At 65.2% G+C, this 25200-nt stretch carries 24 protein-coding genes and 1 tRNA gene; 10 read left to right on the plus strand and 15 right to left on the minus strand.

The genetic code is table 11. The annotated features are described in order from the left end of the window. Positions 1-568 precede the first annotated feature (568 nt). Complete coding sequence (locus tag AC1DGP_RS26195; protein WP_441507407.1) at positions 569-1672, plus strand: NAD(P)/FAD-dependent oxidoreductase; 1104 nt, start codon at positions 569-571, stop codon at positions 1670-1672. A 75-nt stretch (positions 1673-1747) separates the two neighbouring features. Beyond that, positions 1748-2200, plus strand: a complete 453-nt coding sequence (locus AC1DGP_RS26200; RefSeq protein ID WP_441507408.1) for a DUF1810 domain-containing protein — start codon at positions 1748-1750, stop codon at positions 2198-2200. A 57-nt stretch (positions 2201-2257) separates the two neighbouring features. Here the strand turns inward: AC1DGP_RS26200 and AC1DGP_RS26205 are convergent, their stop codons facing one another. From AC1DGP_RS26205 to AC1DGP_RS26245, 9 genes are all read right to left on the minus strand, one after another. After that, positions 2258-4087, minus strand: coding sequence for a cobalamin-dependent protein (locus tag AC1DGP_RS26205; RefSeq protein WP_441507409.1), 1830 nt, complete (start codon positions 4085-4087; stop codon positions 2258-2260). 36 nt (positions 4088-4123) lie between these two features. Continuing rightward, entirely contained in the window at positions 4124-4918 is a 795-nt protein-coding gene (locus tag AC1DGP_RS26210) for an aspartate dehydrogenase (RefSeq protein ID WP_441492764.1), read from the minus strand. 20 nt (positions 4919-4938) lie between these two features. Further along, a complete protein-coding gene (locus AC1DGP_RS26215) occupies positions 4939-5451 on the minus strand; it encodes a cupin domain-containing protein (protein ID WP_476832660.1) in 513 nt (170 codons plus the stop codon). Next, positions 5448-7064 (minus strand): ABC transporter ATP-binding protein, encoded by a 1617-nt coding sequence (locus AC1DGP_RS26220; protein WP_441492762.1) that lies wholly within the window; start codon positions 7062-7064, stop codon positions 5448-5450. The genes AC1DGP_RS26215 and AC1DGP_RS26220 overlap by 4 nt, the downstream gene beginning before the upstream one ends. Then, positions 7061-7891 carry an ABC transporter permease gene (locus tag AC1DGP_RS26225; protein WP_441492761.1) on the minus strand — a complete coding sequence of 277 codons (831 nt, stop codon included), beginning with the start codon at positions 7889-7891 and terminating at the stop codon, positions 7061-7063. The genes AC1DGP_RS26220 and AC1DGP_RS26225 overlap by 4 nt, the downstream gene beginning before the upstream one ends. 2 nt (positions 7892-7893) lie before the next feature. After that, complete coding sequence (locus tag AC1DGP_RS26230; RefSeq protein WP_441492760.1) at positions 7894-8874, minus strand: ABC transporter permease; 981 nt, start codon at positions 8872-8874, stop codon at positions 7894-7896. 28 nt (positions 8875-8902) lie between these two features. Beyond that, the gene (locus AC1DGP_RS26235) at positions 8903-10507 is read right to left on the minus strand and encodes an ABC transporter substrate-binding protein (RefSeq protein WP_476832661.1); all 1605 of its coding nucleotides are present in this window, start codon (positions 10505-10507) and stop codon (positions 8903-8905) included. A 49-nt stretch (positions 10508-10556) separates the two neighbouring features. After that, the gene (locus tag AC1DGP_RS26240; RefSeq protein WP_441492758.1) at positions 10557-11408 is read right to left on the minus strand and encodes a VOC family protein; all 852 of its coding nucleotides are present in this window, start codon (positions 11406-11408) and stop codon (positions 10557-10559) included. Between the two features lie 375 nt (positions 11409-11783). Then, positions 11784-12551, minus strand: coding sequence for a GntR family transcriptional regulator (locus AC1DGP_RS26245; RefSeq protein WP_441507410.1), 768 nt, complete (start codon positions 12549-12551; stop codon positions 11784-11786). 125 nt (positions 12552-12676) lie between these two features. On the opposite strand from AC1DGP_RS26245, the gene AC1DGP_RS26250 reads away from it, so the two are divergent. Further along, positions 12677-13453 carry a pyrroline-5-carboxylate reductase family protein gene (locus AC1DGP_RS26250; RefSeq protein ID WP_441507411.1) on the plus strand — a complete coding sequence of 259 codons (777 nt, stop codon included), beginning with the start codon at positions 12677-12679 and terminating at the stop codon, positions 13451-13453. A gap of 11 nt (positions 13454-13464) precedes the next feature. Here the strand turns inward: AC1DGP_RS26250 and AC1DGP_RS26255 are convergent, their stop codons facing one another. From AC1DGP_RS26255 to AC1DGP_RS26275, 5 genes are read right to left on the minus strand one after another with little or no spacing between them, the layout of a single operon-like run. Continuing rightward, positions 13465-14220: an SDR family oxidoreductase gene (locus AC1DGP_RS26255; protein ID WP_441492755.1), complete on the minus strand. Its 756-nt coding sequence runs from the start codon at positions 14218-14220 to the stop codon at positions 13465-13467. 23 nt (positions 14221-14243) lie between these two features. Continuing rightward, a complete protein-coding gene (locus AC1DGP_RS26260) occupies positions 14244-15179 on the minus strand; it encodes a 3-hydroxyacyl-CoA dehydrogenase family protein (RefSeq protein ID WP_441507413.1) in 936 nt (311 codons plus the stop codon). A gap of 28 nt (positions 15180-15207) precedes the next feature. Next, on the minus strand, positions 15208-16008 hold the full coding sequence (locus AC1DGP_RS26265; RefSeq protein WP_441507414.1) for an alpha/beta fold hydrolase: 801 nt from the start codon (positions 16006-16008) through the stop codon (positions 15208-15210). Beyond that, on the minus strand, positions 16005-16889 hold the full coding sequence (locus tag AC1DGP_RS26270) for a hypothetical protein (RefSeq protein WP_441492752.1): 885 nt from the start codon (positions 16887-16889) through the stop codon (positions 16005-16007). Before AC1DGP_RS26270 ends, AC1DGP_RS26265 begins: the two co-directional genes overlap by 4 nt. 38 nt (positions 16890-16927) lie before the next feature. After that, the gene (locus AC1DGP_RS26275) at positions 16928-17251 is read right to left on the minus strand and encodes an NIPSNAP family protein (protein ID WP_441507415.1); all 324 of its coding nucleotides are present in this window, start codon (positions 17249-17251) and stop codon (positions 16928-16930) included. A gap of 275 nt (positions 17252-17526) precedes the next feature. Here AC1DGP_RS26275 and AC1DGP_RS26280 point away from each other — a divergent pair, with 275 nt between their 5' ends. Genes AC1DGP_RS26280 through AC1DGP_RS26290 form a run of 3 tightly spaced genes read left to right on the plus strand, consistent with a single transcriptional unit; the run spans position 17527 to position 20775 of the window. Continuing rightward, positions 17527-18513 (plus strand): thiamine pyrophosphate-dependent dehydrogenase E1 component subunit alpha, encoded by a 987-nt coding sequence (locus tag AC1DGP_RS26280; RefSeq protein WP_441507416.1) that lies wholly within the window; start codon positions 17527-17529, stop codon positions 18511-18513. Then, positions 18513-19487, plus strand: coding sequence for an alpha-ketoacid dehydrogenase subunit beta (locus AC1DGP_RS26285; protein ID WP_441507417.1), 975 nt, complete (start codon positions 18513-18515; stop codon positions 19485-19487). Before AC1DGP_RS26280 ends, AC1DGP_RS26285 begins: the two co-directional genes overlap by 1 nt. A 13-nt stretch (positions 19488-19500) precedes the next feature. Beyond that, the gene (locus tag AC1DGP_RS26290) at positions 19501-20775 is read left to right on the plus strand and encodes an acetoin dehydrogenase dihydrolipoyllysine-residue acetyltransferase subunit (protein ID WP_441507418.1); all 1275 of its coding nucleotides are present in this window, start codon (positions 19501-19503) and stop codon (positions 20773-20775) included. A 488-nt stretch (positions 20776-21263) separates the two neighbouring features. Here AC1DGP_RS26290 and AC1DGP_RS26295 read toward each other — a convergent pair. After that, positions 21264-21338 (minus strand) — tRNA-Gly (locus tag AC1DGP_RS26295). Positions 21339-21532: 194 nt separating this feature from the next. On the opposite strand from AC1DGP_RS26295, the gene AC1DGP_RS26300 reads away from it, so the two are divergent. From AC1DGP_RS26300 to AC1DGP_RS26315, 4 genes are all read left to right on the plus strand, one after another. Next, positions 21533-22057, plus strand: coding sequence for a prolyl-tRNA synthetase associated domain-containing protein (locus AC1DGP_RS26300; RefSeq protein ID WP_441492747.1), 525 nt, complete (start codon positions 21533-21535; stop codon positions 22055-22057). 115 nt (positions 22058-22172) lie between these two features. Then, the gene (trxA, locus tag AC1DGP_RS26305; RefSeq protein ID WP_069878703.1) at positions 22173-23072 is read left to right on the plus strand and encodes a thioredoxin; all 900 of its coding nucleotides are present in this window, start codon (positions 22173-22175) and stop codon (positions 23070-23072) included. A gap of 30 nt (positions 23073-23102) precedes the next feature. Further along, positions 23103-23774: an LON peptidase substrate-binding domain-containing protein gene (locus AC1DGP_RS26310; protein ID WP_441507419.1), complete on the plus strand. Its 672-nt coding sequence runs from the start codon at positions 23103-23105 to the stop codon at positions 23772-23774. Then, positions 23771-25177 carry an MFS transporter gene (locus AC1DGP_RS26315; protein WP_441507420.1) on the plus strand — a complete coding sequence of 469 codons (1407 nt, stop codon included), beginning with the start codon at positions 23771-23773 and terminating at the stop codon, positions 25175-25177. Before AC1DGP_RS26310 ends, AC1DGP_RS26315 begins: the two co-directional genes overlap by 4 nt. The last annotated feature ends 23 nt before the right edge of the window (positions 25178-25200 follow it).

Below are 25200 nucleotides of genomic sequence, written 5' to 3' on the forward strand. Positions count from 1 at the left end.
TGTCTTCAGTTTTCAAACAGCGGTGCGTCTAACAAAGACAAGCAGGCCAACCGATCTCTCGGCTACAAGGCCCGAAGCTCTCATGAAGCGCAGTAGAGCGGCCCCGCCAGCGGCGGCGCCGTCTCGATGGCTGCGTTATAGGCCCCACCATCTCGACCTGTCAACGCCAAAACAAAACTTTTCCGACAGTTCGATGACAGGGCCTCATATTTTGGCAATCCGCCGTCGGGAACGCTGGAATAAAGCCAATGATCGCAATGCCTTGCTGAGTTATCCACTCCCCGGGGCCCGCATCTGCTCCATTCCGAGGCGCGAGACGCCGCCATCGACGGCAGCGAAAGTCCTTGGCACGTGCACCGTCCTTGGGGGCCATCACTGACAGCGACCGGCCATTCCCACGACACGCCCGAGGGTCTGCGCTGCCGGCCTGGACGCCGAACGCGGCGCTCTGCACATTCCCAGGTCTGCCTCGCATCCGCTCGCGGCAGTCCAGGACGCCCGCCGGCAACAAGCCGGCGCGCGAACGGGACCGGATCAAGAGCGGGTTCACACCATGCCGGAGAATACTATGCCTGAGATCATCGTGGTCGGCGCCGGAGTCCTCGGAACCTCCGTCGCCTATCGCCTCGCCCTCGCGGGCGCGCGCGTCACCGTGCTCGAGGCGACACGGGTTGGCGGCGGTACGTCCGGCATCAGCTTCGCCTGGACCAACTCCTGCAACAAGGAGCCTCGCAGCTATCATGACCTGAACGTCGCCGGCATGAAGGCGCACGCAGCATTGAAGGAGGAGTTTGGCGCAACACCCTGGTGGCACGGCGGCGGTCGCGTCGAATGGAAGGCGGAAGCCGAGCGCGACGGTCAGCGCACCAAGGTTTCACGCCTGCAGGACTGGCGCTACGCGGCCGAATGGATCGACCGCAAGCAACTGCTCGAACTCGAGCCGGATATCGATCCCGCGGCGATCGGTGATGCGCCCATCGCCTGGTACCCGAATGATGGCTGGCTCGACCCGGTCGTCTACGCCCACGCCATGATGAGCGCGGCATGCCGGCTCGGCGCTGAGCTGAAGACCCAGACGCGGGTAAGGGCCCTCCTCGTCGAAGGCGGCAAGGTCAAGGGCGTACGCTGCGAAACCGGCGAGATATTTCATGCAGACCTGGTGGTGAACTGCACCGGGCGCTGGTCCAATGACACGATCGGCACGTCCGCTCCCAATGTCCCGCTGGAGCCCACGGTCGGTTTCCTGGTCTTTACACCGCCTGTGCCGGCTTCGATCCAGCGCGTGGTCTCCTCGCCGCTTTGCGATTTCCGACCGGATGGCGCCGGAAGGCTGATGGTGCATTGGGGACCGGCCGACGCGCAGGTGACGCCCGAGGTCAGCGAGCATCCCGGCATGGCGCAGGCTGCGGTCGTGATCGAACGGCTGACCAGGATCCTTCCCGGCATTGCGCCGATCCAACCCGAGGCCACGCGCGTCACCCAGCGCCCCATTCCCAGGGATGGCCTCTCGGCCATCGGGCCCGTGCCTGGCCTCGACGGCTATTATCTGATGGTCACGCATAGCGGCGCGACGCTCTCGCCGGCGCTCGGGGCCATGGCCGCGGACGAGATCCTCACTGGCATTGAACGGCAGGAGCTTGCCGATTTCCGCCCCGCGCGCTTCTTCACATAGAATGGGAATCCGCGGCGGCCCCCGGAGAACCGTCCAGCCGTGTGCTCGTCGCGCCGAATGATGGGAGGGCAAGCCGTGACGGAGGTTCACGACCTTCAGCGCTTCGTTACCGCCCAGGAGCCGATCTTCGAAACCGCGCTTGCCGAGCTGCGAGCAGGCCGGAAGCGGACCCACTGGATGTGGTTCGTCTTTCCGCAGCTGCGCGGTCTTGGCCTTTCGCCGACGGCGGAACGCTACGGCCTGGCGTCGCTGGCGGAAGCGCGTGCCTATCTCGCCCATCCCATTCTCGGCCCCCGCCTCGTCGCGTGCACCGCCGCCATCCTGGAGCTCGAGGGCCACTCAGCCCACACCATCTTCGGCTCGCCCGACGACAAGAAGCTTCGCTCGAGCTTGACCCTGTTTACGCTAGCCGCGGCTAGCGGCGACACTATCTTCCGGCAGGGCCTGCAGCGCTATTTTGGCGGCGAACCGGATCCGCGCACGCTCGACCTGATCGGGCAGCCCCCGTCCGGCGAAATGCGCCCATAGTCCGCAAGCGGCAGATCGCTCACCAGGGGCCGTGAAGCTACCCCTGGAAGCGGATTGTCATTGCCCTGTGCTCGCGGCAACCGGCCGGCCGGGCCCACTCCCCGACCGGAGATCGCCACGCTTCGCGAGGGCCAAGGCTTCAAGCTCGAGGACCATTCGCTCCGGTGTCTCACATGGGAGGGCGCCGAGCACTGAAATCTCGCGGGTCACATCGACCGGCAAGCCCGAGTTCGAGTCGTCGGGAATCTGATTCAGCCGGCCGCCGATGCAGACCGGGATGGACCGGCCGGCCCGCTCGAGAGCGCCCAGTACCTCGCTCGCGAACCGAAGGGCGATGCCGTTATATGTGCTGATGGCGATGACATCGCATCCCCGTGCCAGCGCAATCTCGACAAGATCATCGGGGTCGACCGATGTACCGCCATCGACCGCCTCAACCCCCAGGCTCGTGAGCAGGTGCTCGATCAGATTCTTGCCGTGCTCATGGACATCGCTGCTGGCCACACAGACCTTGAGACCACTCGCTTCGATCAGACGACGGGCACTGACCGGAACCTTCGCCACCCAGGATTCAGTGGCGTGCTGGAGCTCCTCGACCCATTCGGCAAGCACAATGGCCCGCCGCCCGCCCCATGCCGCACGGTCGGCTGCCCCCGCGCCATACAGCGCCTCTAGGCGTTTCGGGCCGATTCGGCGCAGGGCCAACATGAGTGCGGCAGGATCGCGCGTGTCGATTCCGGCTTCCCGCAGGCCCGTCAAGACCTTGCCGGCAAAGGCCCGGCCGCCATCGACGAGGCTTGCGGCCATCCCGTCGACCAAAGCCAGGTCGATCAGGCCGAGATTGGCGGACGCGTGCTCGACCATCCGGGCTGCGAAAACCTGCGCATCGATGATTTCGTCGGTATCGGGTATCCGCTCGTTCTCGGTCACCGGGACCGGATTGATCGCGTGCCCACTCGCCCGGCGCTGCAGCGACCAGATATCGGCCTGGAGGTAGCTCGCCAGACTTGCGAAATTGCCGGCCGGCGTGGATCTGTAACTCACCGTGTTGCCGAAAATCATGCTTCCCGGCGTGTCCGACACCTGCATCAAGGCATGATGGAAGGCGAGCCGCATGAGCGGGGCCGTGAAATGGTGTCCGTAGCAATGCGAGACTTTGGCGCCGATCAACTCATCGACGATATATTTCTCGATCAGCACCATGCCGAGCGCCGAACTCATATCGGCGAACAAACCGGCAAAGCCGTCGTCGAGGTTCGAATGAACCAACACCTCGACGGGTTGAGCAGCGATCAACCCAAGCGCCGTCACCGTGGCCTCGGTGGTGGCGACATCGTCGTCCCAATCGGGGAGGCGGAACGTGAAATATTGGCCGAGATTCCCGACAGTGGTGACCCCGGCTGCCAGCGCGGCCCGGGTATTCTCCACGGCTCCGGGCAAGCCCAGCATGAAGTCGCCGAAATGCGCCGCGGCCGGCACGATGCCGGTGATCCGCGAAAAATCCTCGGGCCCGTCGAGGACGATGCCGGTGCCGCGCGGACGCTGGGAGCGCTGCGCGAGCGGGTACCCCATCGACCAGTCCAGGGTGATGCCGAAGCGATCGACCACCGTGCCGAGCCGGGCGCAGCTTTCATGCACGGTCCGGATTGCGTCCAGCGTTCTGTCGACGCTGCGAAAGCCGATATGGGCGTGCTGCATGATGCGCCCCTGAACGGCAGTCCTGCGCTTGTAAGCCGCCTCGGAAGGAACGCCCATCGTATCGAGGAAAAGATTGCGGCCCACCTGCCAGGTGCGCGCCATGACCGCGCCCTCTGCAAGCAGCTCGGCGCCCGGCCGAAGCGCGCCGGGAACGAGATCCGCGAGAGGCGGCAACACCGTGTTGGTCATGAAATCCTCCCGGCCATGCGCTCCTGAATTCCCGCGTCAGATGGCCACGATGTCGAACTGGCGTCGGATCGCGGCGACCAGACTGGAGGCCGTGATCGCCGAGGTCTTTGGGTTGCCGGCGGAGGGCAAGTTGGTGAAGCGCAGATAGGCCGAGCCGAGCGAGCTCTCCGCCTCGATCTCGTGAATATTTCCCCTGGCAGCGGGATCGGAGACGATCCGCGTCGTCACCCGTGCGGCACGCGCTGCGAGCGCAATGGTGAGCCCGACATTCAGGTTCCTGGGATAGAGCCGCGCCGCTTCCTCCGCGCTGCCTTCATAGAGCACGATCTCGGCGACGAGCGACCGCTCGCTAAGCCCGGCCTGCGCCAGCTCGGCCGCCCACGCGGCCGGTGGCTTGCGCGAGGTGTAGCGAATCCGGGCATCGTCGGCTTCGCGTAGCGCCGCGAGATAGTCGAGCCCCCCGACAGCCCCGGATGGCAGGATGAGCCGCGCCCCGCTCCGTGCCGCGATCCCGGTCAGGCGAGCCAGGAAATCAGTATCGGCAAGGGCGCCCGTCGAAGCCGCAATGACCGGGAGACCAGCGGCCAGAACATCCGGCAAGGCCTCCACGACGGCGGCATGCCCGGCCGCCTCGACAACGAGGTCGGGTCGGCTGGCAATCAGTTCCGGCACCGTCGTGGCGACCTCGACGCCCACCGGCACCGTGGCGCAACTCGGAGAATCCGGCCGCAACAGCACGGTGAAGTGAAAGTCCGCCGACTGTTGGAGGCGCGCATGCACCTCGCGCGCGATCGTGCCGAAGCCGATCAACCCTATTCGCTTCCTGCTCATGGCAGTCCCATTGCGACAGATCAGGGGTTGCGCTGGTCGGTCGGCGGCACGGCGAACACGGTCTGGCGCTCGATTTCGAGAACGTTGTCCGGTCGGGGGAAATTGGCCGGCGCCGCCTCGCCCGCGACCCGCGAACGGCCGATCAGACGGAAGAAATCCTCGAGGCCATTCGGCACGATCAACCAGACCCAGTGCAGGTCCTCGGTCCCCTCGTTGATGAACATATGCCGACGGCTCTTGCCGACGAAGATCGCGGTGCCGGRTTGAAGCGGAACGTCCTTGCCGTCGAGCACGGCACGCCCCTTGCCCTTGATGAAATAAATCACCTCCTCGTGTCGATCGTGGCTGTGTTCACGGACATAGCCACCGGGCGGCACGGTCTGGGTTCCCAGAGCCAATGGGTGATCCATCCGCACCCGCGCGGGGTCGACGACCACCTCGATATGGCCGTTGGCCGGAACCGGCTGCCAATAGCTCGTCGCCTGGCCGGGCTGGATAACGAATGTCTCGCCGGGTTCGTGAATTTCGGTCATGGGGTCATCTCCATTCCGTTGGCTCTTCCCGGGACGGCGGAAAGCAACTTCTGCGTATAAGGATGCTTGGGAGCAGCGAAGATCTCGGCCGTGACGCCGTGTTCGACCACCTCGCCGCGCTGCATGATCGCGATCCGATCGCAGATCTGGGCCGCGACGCGCAGGTCGTGCGTGATGAAGATCATCGACAGGGAGAGCCGATCGCGCAGTTCGACGAGCAGCTGCAGCACCTGCGCCTGGACCGAGACATCCAGCGCCGAAACCGCCTCGTCGGCGACCAGGATCTTTGGCTCGAGCGCAAGCGCTCGGGCGAGCCCGATGCGCTGCCGCTGCCCGCCCGAAAACTGATGCGGCAAACGGTCGGTGGCGCTGGGATCAAGCCCCACCAGCGAGAACAGCTCCTTGGCTTTGGCCAAGGCCTTGTCCTGCTTGACGCCGCGGGCGATCAGCCCCTGGGAGACCAGGTCCCCGGCCGTGCGCCGCGGATTGAGCGAAGCGTAGGGATCCTGAAACACCATCTGGACGAGATGACGCTGGCGGCGCAGCGTCTCGCCGCGAAGCTTGCCGAAATCGACGCCGTCGAGTTCGATCGCTCCCTGATCGGGATCGAGCAGGCGTACGATGCAGCGCGCCAGAGTCGACTTGCCCGAACCGCTTTCGCCGACGATGCCCAAAGTAGCCCGGCTCGGCAGATCGATATCGACCGCCTTCACTGCGTAGGTCACGCGGCGCTGCCGGTCGAACCAACCGCCACCCGTCCGATAGGTCTTGGACAGATCGCGCACCGTTGCGATCGTCCTATCCGGCAACACCCGCGGCGGCGGCGGTGTGATGCTCGGAACCGCTGCGATCAGCGCGCGCGTATAGTCGGCCTTGGGGTTGTCGAGCACCTCGCGGACTGTTCCGCTTTCGACGACGCGACCATGCTGCATCACCATCACCCGGTCGGCGATCTCCGCGACGACGCCGAAGTCATGGGTAATGAACAGAACCGCCATGCCGGTCCGCCGCTGGATGTCCCTGATCAGCGTCAGGATCTGCGCCTGGATGGTGACATCGAGGGCAGTGGTCGGCTCGTCCGCGATCAGGATCTTGGGTTCCAGAGCCAGCGCCATGGCGATCATCACGCGCTGGCGCTGCCCTCCCGACAACTCATGGGGATAGGCCCGGTAGGCCGAAGCCGGCTCGGGAATGCCGACCTCGTCCAGCAGCTTCAGCGCGCGCTCCCGGATCTCCTGCTTCGACAGCTTGGTGTGAGCCCGGAACATCTCCGCGATCTGGTCGCCCGCGGTGCGCAGGGGGTTCAGGGCCGTCATCGGCTCCTGGAAGATCATGCCGATCTCGGGACCGCGGATCGCACGCAGCTCGTCCTCGGAGAGGCCGAGAATGTTCCGCTCGCCGAGCATGATCCTGCCGCCCCGCACCGGCAGGCTGGTGGGAAGCAGCCCCATCAGCGCCGACGCGGTCATCGACTTGCCGGAACCGCTTTCCCCGACCACGCAGACGATCTCGCCCGGCGTGAGGGTCAGCGAGAGCTTCTCGACCGCATAAGGCCGGTCGGCCCCTCCGGGCAGGGCGATGGATAGATCTTCGATACGAACGAGAGGGGTCATCGGCCGCGGAGCCTCGGGTTCAGCGCATCGTTGAGCCCCTGTCCGACAAGGGAGACGGACAGGATCGTCAGCAGGATCGCCACGCCGGGAATCGCGGAGACGTACCACTCGCTGCGCAACACCTTGCGGCCCTGGCCGATCAGATTGCCCCAGGAGGCAATGTTCGGATCGGACAGGTCGAGGAAGGCGAGCGCGCTTTCGAGGAGGATCGCCGTCGCCATCACGACGCTGCCATAGACGATGATCGGCGCCAGCGCGTTGGGCAGAACCTCGCGGAAGATGATCCAGCGATTGGTCAGGCCGAGCGTCCGGCAGGCCTGGACGAACTCGCGATTGCGCAGGGTCAGGAACTCGGCGCGCGTCAGGCGCGCCACCGCCGGCCAGGACACGATGCCGATCGCAATCGTTACCGCCGTCATGTTCGAGCCCACCACCACCACGAGCACAAGCAGCAGGATGAAGTTCGGAAGCGTCTGGAAGGCCTCCGTCATGCGCATCAACGCGTCATCCGTCATGCCGCCATAGAAGCCGGCGATCGCACCGACGACGATGCCGATTGCAATCGCAATCAAGGTCGAGACGATGCCCATCAGCAATGTGGTGCGGGCGCCGTGGGCGATCTGTGCCGCGATGTCGCGGCCCGACGCGTCCGTTCCCAGCAGGAAGCGACCGCCGAGCGAAGGCCATTGCAGCGGCCGACCGGCAAGCCCCAGTGGATCGCGCGGGTAGAGCAGGTCGGCAAAGATGGCGAGGCCGACGATGCCGATGAGCAGGAGCAGGCCAAGCACGGCAGCGGGGCTGAACAGGAAATATCGGAGCGCCTTCATGATCAGGACGCCCCGGCCGTGATCCGCGGATCAAGGCGCGCATAGATGAGATCGACGACGAAGTTCACGCAAATGACCATGATGGCAGAGACAAAGACGATCCCGAGCAGCGTGTTGAGATCGCGCTGAACTACGGATTCGTATGCGAGCCGCCCGATGCCGGGGAGCGAGAACACGCTTTCGATGACGACCGAACCACCCAGCATCGTGCCGGCTTGCAGGCCGATCAGCGTGACCATCGGCAAGAGAGCGTTCCGCAGGACATGCCGCCGGACGATCTCGCTCTGCCTCAGGCCCTTTGCCCGGGCGGTTCGCACGAAATCCAGCGTCGAGACCTCGAGCATCGAGGCGCGCATGATGCGCAGATAGATGGCGAGGAAGATCAGGGAGAGCGTGATCGTCGGCTGGACCAGATGCCGTGCGATATCGAGCACCAGCCAAATGCCCGTCAGCCCGGCACCGATTTCCTGAAAGCCACCGGGCGGGAGCCAGGCCAGCCAGATCGAGAAGACGACGATGCTCATCAGCCCGAGCCAGAAGGACGGCGTGGCATAGAAGATGAGGCCGAGCAGCGAAATCAGCGTATCGGCCCAGCCGTTCACGCGCTGTGCCGAGACGATGCCAAGCAGCATGCCGGCAAAGAAGGCGAAGCTCAGCGCCGAGAACATCAGCAGGAGCGTTGCCGGCAGCCGCTCCAGGATAACGGTGGCGACGGGCTTGTTGTAGATCGCGGAGAATCCGAGATCCAGACGGACGAGCCGCCAGAGATAGTCCAGCAAGCGGACAGCCGCGCTGCCTTCCAGCCCATAGAAGCGACGCAACTCTGCCGCAGTGGCAGGGTCGCCACCGCCCATCTGCGCCATCAATGCATCAACCGTGTCGCCGGGCGCGAACTGAAGCAGCACGAATAATCCGGCGAGCAGGATGAGCAGCGTCGGAACGCTGCTCATCAGGCGTCGTCCGGCCAGTTTGAGAATGTGCATGGCCGTACTTTTCTGGGGCGCGCCAGGATCAGGATTCGATCCAGAGATCCGCCCAGTGGCTCGAAGGCCAGCGCGGATTGTTGTGGTGGTTCTTGAGCTTCTTGCTGGTGACCGAGATGAACTGGCGTTCTGTCGCCATCCAGAGCGGGAGCTCGGTGTTCAGCAGCTTGACGATCTCGGGATAGGCGGCCTTGCGCTTGGCCGGATCGATCTCGAAGGCGGCATCGTCCATCATCTTGTCGGCCTTGGGATCTTCCCAGCCCCACTGGTTGGTGAACGCGGTGCCCTTCGGGCTGCCCGAGCGGTACCAGACCATGGTGCTGATCGCCGGATCGGCGCGATAGATGTGCCAGCCGGTCGAGAGATCATAATTCCAGTCGCGATAGACGGCCGTGAGATAGGTCGCCGCATCGGGACGCTGAAGCTCGACCTTGATGCCGACCTGCTGCAGCGACTGCTGGATGAAGGTCGACCAGAGCGGGATGTCCTCGCCGAAGGGCGGGCTCAGCATCTTGAGCGAGAAGCGCGTGCCGTCGGAGCCGCGCTTGAAGCCAGCCTCGTCGAGCAGGGCGTTGGCCTTCTTGACGTCGAACGGATAGTCGGGCGCTCCCGCCTTGTAGAAATTGGTCGAGACGGACGGAATCGGCCCGTGCGCCCGCTTGCCGTTGCCGTACAGGAAGTTCTCGATGAAGAAATCGGTGTCGACCGCGTGTACGATGGCACGGCGGACCCGGACATCGGCGAGTTCCTTGCGACGCAGGTTGAATTCGATCGTGTTCTGGAAGGGCTGGCGCTCGTTGCCGCGCGAGGAGACCTCGAAGCGGGCGTCCTTGCCCAGCCGATCGATGTCGGCCAGCGGCAGCGAGGAATAGTTGCTCATATGGACCTGGCCGGCCTCGATCGCGGCAGTCGCCGCGGCCTTGTCGGTGATGAAGCGCCAGATGATCTTGTCGAGATAGGGGTAACCCTTGCGCCAGTAATCGGGGTTGCGCTCGGCGATGACATACTGGCCGCGCTCATACTGCGCGAACTTGAACGGGCCTGTTCCGATCGGCGCGACGTTCGCCGGGTTGTCGAGGATGTTGGTGCCTTCGTAGATGTGCTTGGGCGCGATGTAGCCCAGGTCGGGCGCGGCGCCCATGAACAGGTCCATCGGCATCGGACGGTTGTAGCGGAAGATCGCCGTATGCGCGTCCGGCGTATCGACCGCCTCCAGGGCGGAGTGCAGCGCCGTGCCGTAGTTCAGGTGCTTCTTCCACAGCTCCATCGCCGTGTACTGCACGTCAGCGGAGGTGAAGGGCTTGCCGTCGTGCCACTTCACGCCCTCGCGCAGCTTGATCGTGATGGTCTTGCCGTCCGGCGAACCTTCCCAGCTCGTCGCCAACATGGGCTCGAGTTCGCCCTTCTCGTTCAGGTCGACCAGCGGCTCCATGATCTTGGAGGCGATGACATAGACACCGGTCGAGGCCCGCAATGCGGGGTTCGGGATGCGCTGCTCCTGCGGCATGTGCACGGTCACGGTACCGCCCCGCCGCGGCTCCTGGGCGAACGCTCCGATCGGCGAGCCCGCTAGCAGCGCCGCCGCACCGGCCGATGCGAGCATCTGACGACGCGTAAATGTTGATGCAGTCATGTTCCCCTCCATTATTGTGAATTCAGGCCTGCTGGCGTCAGGCGATCGATCAAGGCCGCGCGGACCGCCTTCCGGCTTCCCAGCCAATCAGAGCCCCTTCGACGGAGGCGCAATGCAGCGGCCATTCGCCGGCTATGCTCCATTCGGCGAATGGCTCGGCGGTCGTGCCAGCCGCGACGTCGAGGACAATTCCGCAGCCTGTGCCTTGAGCCTGCGCGCCGACCTGCCAACGCCTGTCGAAACTCGGCGCATCCATGAAGACGAGATCCGCCCCCCGCGGGCGCATAGCGACGCAGAAACCACCGTCCTCGCCCCGCGCGAATGTGAGGCCGAGCATTTGCGCGCAGAGCGCCGCGGCAGCCGGCGGATCCTCAGCCACGATCTCGATGCGGCTCAGGGCGCGGGCACCATTGGCATGGCTGACGAGATCAGGCAGCCAGACGGTCTCGCGCGTCAGATGCTGGCAGGCGAAGAGGCGCACACCGGCAGGCGCTGGCTCGAGCGGCCATTGGAAGATGCGAAACCCCGCCTCTCCCACGCCGCCGCTGCCCAGTTCGACTGGCCGACGGAATTCGAACGGCCCAGTCGCCGAAATGCCGCCTCTCTTGAGCGTATCGAGCGCCGCCTGCGCATCGTCAGTCCGCATCGCGAGGCGTTCCAGCCCCGCTCCCGCGGCGAGGAAGTCGCGGGTCGGCCGATTGAAGTCCGTCGGGGCAAGCACGCCGAGCAGTTCGACGTAGTCGTCCTCGAACATGATCGTGTGATTGGCGGTGCCGAGATAGTCGCTGTGGAGACCACGCGGCGACACCGAAAACCCCAGCGCGCGCCAACGTTCGGCCGATGCCGAGAGTTCGCTCACGGCAACAACGATATGGTCCAGGCCGAGTACGTGATCGAGCATCTCACTACCGTTTTGCGCGGAGCCGCTTCCCCTGACACCAGTGACCGTGTCATAAGTGCATGCAGTTGTACAGGCACTTTTGAAACTTCGATTTCTGGCCGTTGCACAAAGATGAGAACGCGCGTGGCGCAAGGGTGGGCAGGCCCTGCGAGGCCCCGCATCCAGCACCCCGAATCGCGGGGCATAGGGAATAAGAACGATCGCGATGTCAGCAGCTGGTTTGGCAGGCGGGCATTACCTGCACGCAGTCCCGCCTCGCCGGCTGACATTTGCCGGCCGAGTGAGCGCGCGCGCAAACGCGCGGCGGAAGGAAATGCGCGTCAGAGACGCAGCGGGTCTCGCCACGTCCTCATATCCCGTAGGCGGATCGGGATGTCAGTTCCGCGGAACGCGTGCCCGGCGCCGTACCGACCCCGACTCTTCCGGCACGAAAATCTTCAGAAGCGCATCCTTGAGAACACTGCGCGCCTCGGCGAAAGTCAGCGAAATATGTGCGCGCAGAATCTCAATGCCCTTTGCGGCGTCGCGCTCAGCAAGCGCCTGGACGATCCGCGAATGATCCCCGACGAGACTCGAGTGTTGCGGGCCGTTTTCGATCTGGACTCGTCGGATAAACCGGATTCGGGCGTTGACGCCGATAAGCTGGCGCACGACCTCGGGATTGCCGGCAAGCTCGGCGACATGGACATGAAAGGCTTCGTCCAGTTCGAGGATCTCGTCGGGATCGTTGTTGGCGTAGCGCCGACGCGCATCCTCCCAGAACGCCTGAAGGCGCTCGATCCCAGCCTGATCGACGCGCTCGCACGCAAGAGCGAACGCGCCGGTTTCAATGATGGAGCGCATCTCGAACAGATCGACGAGATCGTCGATATCGAGGCCGCGGAAGTAAAAGCCCCTGTTGGGCGTGAAGACGACAAACCCCTCGCTGGCCAGCCTGTTCAGCGCTTCTCGGACCGGCGTGCGCGACAGCTCCAGCATCTGCGCCAGATGAACCTCGTTGATGCGCTCCTCCGGCCGCATCTTGAATTCGACGAGCTGCTGCCGAATCGCGCGATAGGCGCGTTCTGCGCTGTCCGCCGCCCGACGCGGTGGGGCTGCCTTGACGGTCGGGGCCTTCGCGGTCTTCGGCATTCCGTCTCTCATTGTCGACGACGTTTCCCCGCTCTCGCATCACCAAGAAGCGGTCAGTGCAAGCTTCAAATCGCGCAACCGGAAAAAATCAACCAGCGCCCTCCGAATCCGGCCGGCAGCTTCTTCTTGGGATCATCATGACACGGATCGCATTTCTCGGAGTCGGCCATCTGGCCGAGGCGATGATTGAAGGCCTCTTGCGCGACCAGCAGACGGTTCCCCACCTCGCCCTGTCGCCGCGCGGTCAGGGACCGAAACTGGCCGAACGCCATGAGCTTGAGCTGGCCGAGTGCAATTCCACGCTCATATCCGGTGCGGACATCATCTTTCTCGCGACGCGGCCGGCCGATGCCATTGCAGCTATCTGCCATCTGCCATGGCGCCCGGAGCATATCCTGGTTTCGGCCTGCGCGGGCGTGCCCATTGCGCATTTGGAAAGAGCCGCCGCCCCTGCCCGCGTCATGCGGATCATGCCGCTCACAGCCGCATCTCTCGGCGCGAGCCCGACAACGGCGTTCCCGAGTTTTCCCGAAGTCCAGGCGCTGCTCGCACGGCTCGGCCCCGTCATTGTCCTTGAGAATGAAGCCCAGTTCGAGACCGCAACGGTCAGCGCCGCCATCTATGGCTGGGCTCAGAGCCTCATCGGCCTCGGTCGCGACTGGTCCGTCGCTCATGGCATGAGCCCTGAGGCAGCCCGCGAACTTGCCGCGACGACCTTCGTGGCGGCTGGCCGGATGATTGCCGAACGGCCGGAGCCGGTCGAAACGCTGATTGCGAATCTCGCGACGCCAGGCGGGATCACGGAGCGCGGCCTTACGGTGCTGTCCGAGCACGGCGCCAAAGAAGGCTGGACCGCGGCCTGCGACGCCGTTCTTGCCAAGCTCACTGACGGGAGGCCGGGCAGGCGCCCCTGAGCCCCCCTCCTTCAGGCCGGCTGCGACTTGTAGACATGACCGCCCACAGCCTGATCGGTTGGCGACACCTCGATTTCGGTGACGTCGACATGCTCAGGCAGGGCAAGCACGGCCGCGATCGTTTCAGCGATGTCCTGCGGTTTCAGCGCCCGAACGGCGCCATACATCGAATCATGCAGGCGGGCGCGATCGCCCGCGAAGGCCTGCAGATAAATGTCAGTCTCGACGCGGCCTGGAGCGAGATCGGTGACGCGGACATTGCTGCCGGCGAGATCGTAACGCAGAGAACGACCGGCATGGGCGAGCCCCGCCTTGGCCCCACCATAGGCCGACGTTCCCGCAAACACGCCGCGTGCGGCAGTCGTCGTGATATTGATGACATGACCGCGACGACGCTCAACCATGCCGCCCAGTAACGACTGCATCAGCAGCATGGGCGCAGTGAAGTTCACCGCGATCGTCTCGGAGATTTCCTCCGCGGTCTGCTCGTAGAGCGGTTTCACCGAGGCGACCATACCGGCATTGTTGACCAGGATGTCGATCTTGGCCCCGTCGAGCGCGGCGACGATCGCCGCAACATCGCGAACATCGGCAACCACCGGGATGACCCCGGCCTCGGCGACGACGGTTGCGAGTGCATCCTCGCTACGTGCAACGCCGTAGACCGTAAGCCCAAGGGTCGCGAGCTTGCGGCAAATCGCGGCGCCGATTCCGCGCGATGCGCCCGTGACGAGGGCGGTTTGATAGGGGAAGGCGCTCTGCATCATCCGGTCCTCTTCATTGCCTGCGTTCAGAGTGCCGCACGCTGCGACATCACCCGCAGCAGGTCGACCAGCCCGGCATCGCGCTGGCTGCGCAGGTCGTCATCGCTGCGTTCACCGATCGCCTCACGCACGGCTTTCGCCACGCGTGACACGGTCGGGGTATCAAGCCGGGCATCGCCGAGATCGTCCCAGATGTCCTGATAGGTCTTGCCGTATTTGGTCAGGAAGGTTTCGATACCCTCGGCGTTGAGGTGGTTCGAGATGAACGAGCCCTGCAAGGTCCATTTCGGGCCAGGGCCGTAGCAGAAGGCTCGGTCGACATCCTCCGCCGTCGCGACGCCGCTTTCGACGAGTGCGATGGCCTCGCGCCACATCGCTCCCATCAGCCGCAGGGCCAGATGGCCTGTGACCTCGCGCCGGAGCACGGCTGGCTTCTTGCCGAGATCCTCATAGAAGGCACGCGTCTGCTCGACGACCTCCGGCGAGGTCGCCTTCCCGCCGACGATCTCGACGAGCGGCATCAGGTGGACGGGATTGAACGGGTGGGCGAGGACCACCCGCTCGGGATGCGCACAGGCCGACTGCATGTCCGAGACGAGCAGGGCCGAAGAGGAGGACGCGATCACCACATCCGCAGCGATATGCTGTTCGATCTCCGCCAGCAGTGCCTGCTTCAATGGGAGTTGCTCCGGCCCCGATTCCTGGACGAAGCGAACACCGGCCATCGCGGTTGCGAGATCGCTCGCGAAGCGAATGTCTCCCGTTTCGGCCTTGGCCGGCGAAAGACGCTGCAGGTCGTCGGCAAGCGTTGCGCGCAGGGATTGAAAGGCCTCCCAGCGGGCGGGATCGGGATCATAGCAGGATACGTCATAGCCGGCATGGGCAAAGGTCGCCGCCCAGCGCTGGCCGATCGTGCCGAGGCCGACGACGCCGATCGGTCCACGTCCCAGAATGTCTTGCATCGGTTCAGATCCTTGTCATGCGGGCCGGTCAGCCGCGCAGAAAATCGAGTACTGCGTCCCGGTAGAGCGCCGGCTCAGCCCGCATGGCGTAGTGACCGCCACGAGGGAGCACGGCGAGTTCGGCGCCGGGGATGGAATGCGCGAGGCGCTCGGAGTGATAGGGCGGGGTCACGATGTCGTCGGCCGCGACCACGATCCTGGCCGGACAGGCGATCGTATCGAGGGACTCGTCGACACCATGTCCCAGCACAGCCTTGATACGCGCGCGGATGGTCGCGGCGTCCCGTTCGGTCGCAGGCGCACCGCCGGTCAGCTCCGCAGTGACGCGGGCGTCGTTCTCGGCGAGCCAGTACGGCGCGTTCAGCAGGGTGACGGCATGACGTCGATAGGCATCGACGCCGAGCCGGTCGAGGATCTCGATACGGCCGGCGAACAGTCGCTCCATATAGGCGCACGGTCGCGCGAAGGTCGCCGAGAGGACGAGGCGCGAAAGACGTTGCGGATTGTCTATCGCCAATCGCTGCGCGATCGCGCCGCCGGTGGAGTGGCCGAGGATCATCGCTTGCTCAATGCCCAGATGATCGAGCAGGCCAATGAGATCGTCGCACATCGCGGCGATGCTGGTCGATCCGTCCAGTGGGCTCGAACGCCCGACGCCGCGATGATCGTAAGTGATCACGCGGAAATGGCCGGCACAGACGCTGGCGAAATCCTTCCAGAACGACGCGAGCCCGCCCAGCCCTGAGATCAGGACAAGCGGCACGCCGGCGCCGGTCTCGGTGAAGGCGAGCGTGCCGCCATCTTGCAGGGGAGCGAGCGCGCTGGTCATGCCGCTTCGGCCCTCGCGTCCAGTGCCGTGCGGACGGCACCGTTGACGGCCGACCACGGGATCCGCAGGTCGAGCCAGGCTGCGAGACGACCTGCACACAGGATCGCCTCGTCGGTCAGCTCCGCCAGCGCAATCTCCGGGCGCCGGAACGCAGCCTCGAGCGCAAACAGGATTTCGGCGCTCTCACCGAGATGGCAGAAGTCGCGCAGGCGGGTACCGGCCTTGTTGCAGGCCAGCGCGGCGACGCTCCGCGAAACCTGCGGCTCCTCGCTCGCGAGACCGCTGCGGACCCACCACAGCAGCTCCTGCAGGATGCGCGCCTCGGATTCGGCCAGGAAGAGCGGGCCGGAGGGGTGCATGATCGCGCGCGAGGCGAGCATGCCGTCGATATCCGGCGGACTGGCCCGCCACAGCGTCTCGCGCCGCGCGACGAGCGCCTCGGGCAAGCTCGAAGCCGGGGACGCCGTCATCTGTGGCTGCGCGCCCTCGGCGAGCACCAGCCGCCCGTCGAACGCCTTCACTCCATGTCCTTCGCGCAGGCTCAGGCCAAGCGCCTGCAAGGCGGGCAGGCCACCTTCGATCTGGCCCAGCAGCGTGACCGTGGCGGTCTCGGCCTGAAGGGGTGCGAAGGTCAGCTCGAGGAACTGCCGCGCCGGCCAATACAGGAAGGCGCCGGGAGGCGCCTCCATGACATCGACCCCGCCCTCGGCGTCCTCGACGAACGGTGCATGCCAGTAGATGTGCTGGCCTGCGATCTTGGGCGTGTGGAGTTGCAGAGGCGCCGGCAGGGTGGAGGCCAGGGACCGAAGCGTGCGGGGCGCGCGCGCGGTATCGCAGGCGATCCGCCAACTCTCGTTGCCGGCAAAGAAATCGAGTTTCATGAAATCAGGATTCCGCGTGGACCGGCAAGCCGACCGGGTCAAGCCTTCGGGTTGAAGAACGATACCGGCTTCAGAATCTGGTTGCGCATGTCCATCAGCGGATCGGCCTCGACCACCTGGCGGCGATAGGCTTGCCACGCCGGATCGGCCTCCATCGCATCGCGGCGAGCTTCACGGTCGGCGAGGCTGTCGTATTTCCAGAGATGAACGACACGGCTGAGATCGCCGATATGGGTTTGGAAGAAGCCGAAGGGCTCACCCAGATAGTGGCGCTGCATCGGCAGGCCGACATCCTCATAGAGCCGCAGGAAGTCCGGAAGACGGTTTGGTCGGGCCGTGTAGACGCGGTGGTCGAAGATCATCGTGCTTCTCCATGTTTGCGGAAGCGCTCTGCCCGCTCAACTCATGTGGGACAGAGAAACGTCCAAGCCGATCGGGCACGAGGCCCTCTCGAGATCGAACGTTCGCCGCCGTGCAAATAGTGCATTCCATTGTGCGTACACTTATAGCGCTCTGTCGGGAAATGCGCTAGAGCCGATCTCCGAAAACGCTTGGCTTTCTCCACGCATGCGCCGGTCACGCGCGGCGAACGTCTCGCATCAGGACGCTCGACTCGACCGCGCGGAGAACACCGACGATGAGGAATTCGCCCACGATTGACGAACAGATCGAGATGTTGCGCCGCATGATTGCGGTGCGGCATCTTGAGGAACGGCTGGGTGAGCTTCACAAGGCCGGCAAGACCCGCGGCCCGATCCATCGCTGCGACGGACAGGAAGCGGTTGGCATTGGCGCGACTGCGATGCTCGATGCCTCCGATTTGCTGACCAGCACCCATCGCGGCCACGCCCATTACGTCGGCAAGGGCGTCGGACTTCATCCGATCGTGGCCGAGATTCTCGGCCGTTCAACCGGGACATGCGCTGGCCGCGCCGGTCATATGCTGATTGCCGATGTCGCGAACGGCCTTCTCGGGGGCAATGCTATCGTCGGCGGCGGAATCCCGGCAGCCACGGGCTTTGCGGTTTCGCTCCAGATGCGCAATCGCGCCGATGGCGGCGCTCGCGTCGCCATGTGCCTCTTCGGAGACGGCGCCGCACAGACCGGCATCTGCCATGAATCCATGAATATCGCAGCCTTGTGGAAGCTGCCGGTCGTCTTCGTGCTCGAGCACAACCAGTACGGTCTGACCGCGCATCACTCGACCCAGTCCTCGGTTCCGGATCTGGTGGTTCGCGCTGCCGGCTATGGCATGCCTGGCGACAGTGTCGACGGCAACGACATCACGGCCGTCTATCGGGCGGTGGCCGCAGCGGTCGACCGGGCGCGGCGCGGCGAAGGCCCCTCGCTTGTCGAAGCCAAGACCTATCGGATGGTCGGGTTCTCGACCAGCGATGTCGGCGGCTATCAGAGCGCAGAAGACCGTGCAGCGTGGCGCGAGCGCGACCCGATCGTCCTCGCCCGCCGCTCGCTGGCCGCAAGCGTATCGCCGGCACACCTGGATGCTGTCGGCGCCGAAGCACGTGCTGCCGTCGATGCCGCCGTCGACCAAGCGCTGGCTGATCCGTTGCCGGGCTTCGTCGACCATGCCCCGAGCGCCCCCTACTACGCTGGAGCCGTGTGATGGCAATGATGCGTTATGCCGAAGCCCTGCGTGCCGCCCTGCGCGAGGAAATGCAGCGCGATCCCAATGTCTGGCTCTTCGGCGAGGACATCGCGGTCTATGGCGGCGTCTTCAAGGTGACGAAGGACCTGCTCGCGGAATTTGGCCCCGAGCGTGTTCGCGACACACCGATCTCCGAGCAGACGCTGACCGCCATGGCCGTCACTGCCGCGATGGCCGGCACGAGACCCGTGCTCGAAATCATGTATGCGGATTTCTTGCCCCTGAGCATCGACGCGCTCATGAACCAGGCATCGATCTACAACTATATCTGGAACGGTCAGGTCACCATGCCGTTCGTGCTCCGCACCCAGGGCGGCGGCGGGGCTGGTGCCGGGGCACAGCATTCCAAGAGCCTGGACGCGCTCGTCGCCCATATTCCCGGCCTGAAAGTGGTCGCACCGGCGACTGCCGCCGACGCCAAGGGCCTCCTGAAGGCTGCGATCCGCGACGATCACCCGGTGATCTTCCTTGAGCATAAGCTCCTCTACAACAGCCGCGACGAGGTGCCGGACGGCGATCATCTGGTCGAGATCGGCAAGGCCCGCATCGCGCGGGAAGGCAGCAACGTCTCGATCATCGCCTCCTCGCGCATGGTAGTCGAATCGCTGAAGGCGGCCGAACTCCTCGCCGGCGAAGGAATTTCCGCCGAGGTGATCGACCTGCGCAGCCTGCGCCCGCTCGACCGCGACACCATCCGGGCCTCGATCGCCAAAACCCATCACGCCGTAGTGGTCAATGAAGGCTGGCGCTTCTGCGGCTATGGCGCGGAGCTGAGCGCCACCATCATGGAAACGGCATTCGACGAGCTCGACGCTCCCGTCGAACGCGTTGCGACCCACGATATTCCGATCCCCTACAGCGAGCCGCTCGAAAACGCCGTGCTGCCGGATGCGGCCAAGATCGCGGCAGCAGCGCGGCGGGCAGTGGCATGAGCGGAGGCCAGTCATGACGAGCGAGATCAGGCTCACCGGCGGCGCCGGCGAATACATGGAAAGCGCAACCGTGGTGTCCTGGGCGGTTGCCGTGGGCGACAGGGTGAAGCAAGGCGATGTCGTCGTCGTCGTCGAGACTGCGAAAGCAGCGACTGAAATCGAGGCGGAGCGCGACGGCATGCTCGTCGCAATCGTCGCTGCGGCAGGGGCCGAGGTCGGCGTCGGCAGCGTGCTGGGCCATATCGGCAATGACGGGGATGCGATCGGCGAAGCCGACATGCCCGAGCCAACCGTTGCGATTGCCACCCCGGAGCCTACCCGGTCCGCATCAATCAGCCTGTCCAGGGATCGAACCCCGATTTCCCCACTGGCTCGCCGCCTTGCCAGGCAGGCGGGGCTGGACACGACGGCGATGGTTGGCACGGGTCCGGGAGGTCGAATCAAGAGCCGCGATATCGAGCGGATCTTGGCCGAGCAACGGCCCGAGCCAGTACAAGTCGGTTCCGCGCCTCGGCAGGGGAGCCCTGTTGCCCGGCACAAGGGCGGGCTCCCTCCGATAGTCTTCATTCATGGCTTTGGGGCCAATTCGGGCGCCTGGAACAACGTCCGCGCATATCTCGACCCCACCATCGCGTCATTCGCTCCCGATCTGCCCGGCCACGGCCGCACTGCGGCGGCGGGCAGCCCGAGCCTGAACGCGTTGGTGGATGCAACGCTCGCCTATCTCGAGGACACCGGGCTGACGGAATGCCACATCGTCGGGCATTCCCTGGGTGGCGCTGTCGCAGCCGCCATCGCCGCGAATTCGGCGATTCGTGCACGATCCTTGACCCTGATTGCGCCAGCCGGCCTCGGTCCGGACATCGATGGTGAATTTCTGGAGGGTTTCTTAAGGGCCCGCTCGGCAGCCAGCCTGCTGCCTTGGCTGGAACAACTGGTCGCCGATCCCGCCTTGCTTCCCCAAGGCTATGCCGAAGCGGTTTTGCGGGAAAGGTTGCGGCGCGGCGTGGACGCGCCGCAACGGGAACTCGCAGCCCGCCTGTTTCCAGACGCGACCCAGACGATTCAGATCGGGAATGCAATCGCGTCGCTTCACATCCCGACCCGCGTGATATGGGGCAAAGCCGACCGCATCATTCCGGTCTCCCATAGCAGAGGTCTTCCGGGCTTCGTCGCTCTTCACGTGCTCGCCGACATCGGACACATGCCGCATGTCGAAGCCCCCGAGCTCATCTCGCGTCTCATCGTGCAAACGGCCAGGAGTGCGAATCTGCAGGCGGGGCAATAAGCCTGCCGGGCGCCCGACGGCCGGAAGCGAACCATCGCCGGCCGCGTTTCGCGGTCGACCAGGCTGATCGGGACGACGGCACAACCAGCGCGGAACGTAAGGAACCGATCCGTCCGCGGCGCGAGGACCACCGGCTGCGTCGGGCGGCGATATCCTGTCGAAGGCGGTGGCCTGGTTTGCGCACGAGAGCACGGCATGCCGGAACCGGCTCTCCGGCTCCCAAGGGCCCATCGGCGCGCGTTTCCGATCAGGATAATGATCAGCGTCGTCAGGAATTCCGCGCGGGACGCTGGCCTCGACACCGGCACCGAGTGCGAGGGGCCCAGCGTGAACGCCCAAACCGCGAATCGTCTGCGCAAGCGGGTGAGCTCCGGCACCACGGACGTCTGAGCGCCTGTGGCCCCCCTTCAAGCGATCGCCTCGACCTCAAAACGCAAAAAGCGCCGGGAAACCCGGCGCCTGCGACAGTCTTGGTTGGGAAGAATGTCTGGAGCGGGCGAAGGGATTCGAACCCTCGACCCCAACCTTGGCAAGGTTGTGCTCTACCCCTGAGCTACACCCGCATCCGGACATTGGCGCGCCAAGCGGCGCGTGGCGGGCTTATTGCCCAAAGCGCTGCGAAGCGCAAGCGCCTTGTTGCAAAGTTTTTCGCCGATGCCCTGATTGGCGCCCCGCCGGCGCCGGAACGGCGCCCTTGCGGTGATGCCGTCCGGCGGGCTAGGCAACGCCAAGAACTCTTTGTTTCCGACGAGTTACGATGACCTCGCCACTGACACCCGACGAGCTCTGCTCCCATCTGGCCACGCAGGGTATTCCTTTCCACAGGCTCGATCATGAGGCGGTCTTCACCGTCGCCGAATCGAAGTCTCTGCGCGGCACGATCGATGGGCACCACACCAAGAACTTGTTTCTCAAGGACAAGAAGGGCCGGCTTTTCCTGGTCTCGGCCCTGGAGAGCACACGAATCGATCTGAAGCGGCTGCATCAGACGCTGGGAGCCAGCGGTCGGCTTTCCTTCGGCTCGGCCGAACTGTTGGAGGAGAAGCTCGGCGTGACGCCCGGTTCGGTCACCGCCTTTGCCGTGATCAATGATCGCGCCGGTGATGTGACGATGGTGCTCGACGCCAATCTGATGAGCGGCGAGGCGATGAATTTCCATCCGTTGATCAACACCGCGACGCTGCGCATCGCACGCGACGACATGCTGGGCTTCCTGCGCAGCACCGGACATGAGCCGCTGATCGTCGATTTGCCAGCACCGGTCGATGGACAGAACGACTGAACCTCCCCATCTATGTGGCGCGCGGCCTATGGTCATGCGCCCGTTTTCGTATGCCCGACCGTGATCGGCCCAGCGTGGCCGCGGTCGATCTTGTTGACGAGATGAAGGAAGACCCATGCTGCTCAACAGCGATGCGGCCGAGCAACCCGGCCTGATCAAGGATACGACGACACAGGGCTTCCGGCAGGATGTCGTCGCCGAATCGATGAACCAGCCGGTTCTGGTCGATTTCTGGGCCCCGTGGTGCGGCCCCTGCAAACAGCTGACCCCGGTCATCGAGAAGGTGATCAAGGCTGCCGGTGGCAAGGTCAAGCTCGTCAAGATGAACATCGACGAGCACCCGCAGATCCCGGGCCAGCTCGGCATCCAGTCGATCCCGGCCGTCATCGCCTTCCAGCGCGGCCAGCCGATCGACGGTTTCATGGGCGCCCAGCCGGAAAGCCAGATCAAGGCTTTCATCGAGAAGCTCGTTGGACCGATGGGCCCGGGCGCGACCGAAGAGCTGGTCGCCGCCGCGCAGGAGGCGCTCGAGGCCGGCGATGCGGCCGGCGCGGGCGAACTCTATGCCAATGTGCTGGCGCTCGAGCCCGACAATGTCCCAGCGCTCGCCGGACTGGCGCGCCTGCATCTCGACATGGGTGATCTCGACGGCGCCAAGGGCATCCTGGCCACCGCTCCCGAAGCCAAGGCGTCCGATCCGGCGCTGGCTGCCGTGCGTGCCGCGATCGAACTCGCCGAGCAGGCCGCTTCGCTCGGCGATACGGCCGAACTCGAAGCGAAGGTTGCGGCCAACCCCGGGGATCATCAGGCCCGCTTCGATCTGGCGCTGGCGCTGAATGCCCATGACAAGCGCGAAGAAGCCGTCGACCAGCTGGTTGCCATCATCAAGGCTGACCGGACCTGGAACGACGACGGCGCGCGCAAGCAGCTGCTGCAGTTCTTCGAGGCCTGGGGTCACATGGACGACGCCAGCGTTGCAGGTCGGCGCAAGCTTTCGACGCTGCTGTTTTCATAAGGTGCCGCGATGGAAGGGAGCGACACGCCCATGGGCATGAATGCCGTCTATAACGGAGCCCAGGACTGCCCGCTGGTGATCCCGGTCTTCCCGCTGGCCGGTGCGCTCCTCCTGCCGCGCGGGCAGATGCCCCTCAACATCTTCGAGCCGCGCTATATCGCCATGATCGACGATGCGCTGCGGGACCACCGCACCATCGGCATGATCCAGCCCGAGCCGGAAAGCGGCCGCCAGGCCGACACGCCCGGCCTGTTGCAGGTAGGCTGCCTCGGCCGGATCACGCAGTTCGCCGAGACTGGCGATGATCGCTATATCCTGACGCTCACCGGCATCGCGCGCTTCCGCATTGTCGAGGAGCTCTCGGTGACGACGGCCTATCGCCAGTGCCGTGTCAGCTATGACGACTTCGCCATCGATTTCACCGCGCGTGCGGGGGAGGACGAGGTCGACCGCAACAGCCTGCTCAAGGCGCTTCGGTCCTTCGCCAAGGCCAATGACCTCAAGATCGATTGGAAGGGCATCAACGAAGCACCCAACGAGGCGCTGGTCAACGCGCTCTCGATGATGTGCCCCTTCGGTCCGCGCGAGAAACAGGCGCTGCTCGAGGCCTCCAGCCTGAAGAACCGCGCCGACGTCCTGGTCGCGATCACCGAGATCGAGCTGGCGCGCGGTGGCGGCGACCCAGAGACGACCCTGCAGTGAACCTTTCCCACGCGCCTGCGGCGGCACTCGCGCCCGTCACGTATCCGCCACGCCGGGCCGTCACGGCCTGGCTGTTCTTCGACTGGGCGGCACAGCCATTCTTCACGCTGGTCACCACCTTCGTCTTCGCGCCCTTTTTCGCCTCCGCCCTTGCGGCGGACGCGGCAGAGGGACAGGCGCTCTGGGGCTATGCCACGGGTTTCGCGGGTCTCTGCATCGCCCTGCTCTCTCCCCTGCTCGGCGGCATCGCTGACCGCACGGGCCCGCGCAAGCCCTGGATAGCGGCCTTCGGCGCGCTGCTCGTCATCGGCTCGGCCCTGCTCTGGTTTGCAAGGCCCGGCTCGCCCGCCGCGGTTCCGATCGCGCTCGCGGGCTTCATCATCGCCACGATCGGTGCCGAATTCGCCACCATCTTCAACAATGCGATGATGACGCGGCTCGTGCCGCCGGAACGGCTCGGATGGCTCTCCGGCACGGGCTGGGCCATCGGCTATCTCGGCGGTCTGATCTCGCTTGCAATCACGCTGGCGCTGCTCGCCGCAGATCCGCTCACCGGCAAGACGCTGGCAGGCCTCGTGCCGATTCTCGGCCTCGACGCAGCAGCGCGCGAGGGTGACCGCGCCTCGGGGCCGCTCACTGCGCTCTGGTTCGTCATCTTCGTCACACCGATGTTCCTGCTGACACCGGACTCACCGGGAACCGGCATGCGCCTCAGGGAAGCGGCGCAGGGCGGTCTCTCGCGGCTGAAGGCGACCATCGCCGAACTGCCGCGCCTGCCTGCACTTGGGCGCTTTCTGCTCGCCAACATGATCTATCAGGACGGGCTTGTGGCGCTCTTCGCCTTCGGAGGCATCTACGCGGCCGGCGTCTTCGGCTGGCAGACCATCGAACTCGGCATCTTCGGGATCATGCTCACCATCACCGGCACGCTCGGCGCCTGGTTCGGCGGCAAGCTCGATGACCGCATCGGCGGCAAGCCCGTGGTCTTGGGCGCCATCGCCTGCCTGCTCTTCGCCTGCCTCGGCATCCTCTCGCTCGGGCCCGACCGCATCTTCTTCGTGCTGCCGGCTACGCCTCCGGCACCAGGCGACGGGCTGTTCGCCTCGGTGCCCGAGCGGATCTATCTCGCTCTTGGTCTGCTGATCGGCCTGGTCGCCGGTCCGCTCCAGGCCTCTTCGCGCAGCCTGATGGCCCGTCTCGCACCGGCGGGCCGGCATGGCGAGTTCTTCGGCCTCTTCGCGCTGTCGGGCAAGGTGACCTCGTTCATGGGCCCGACCTTCGTGGCGCTGGCGACCACCGTCTTTGCCAGTCAGCAGGCGGGGCTGGCGGTGCTGATCGCGTTCTTCCTTGTGGGCGGCGCGCTGCTCGCAGGCGTCAATGTGAAACAAGGGCTGGCGAAGTAGAGCGCKGGGGCCTTTCGCCACCG

The sequence above is a fragment of the Allobosea sp. 05T433 genome (assembly GCF_056396065.1).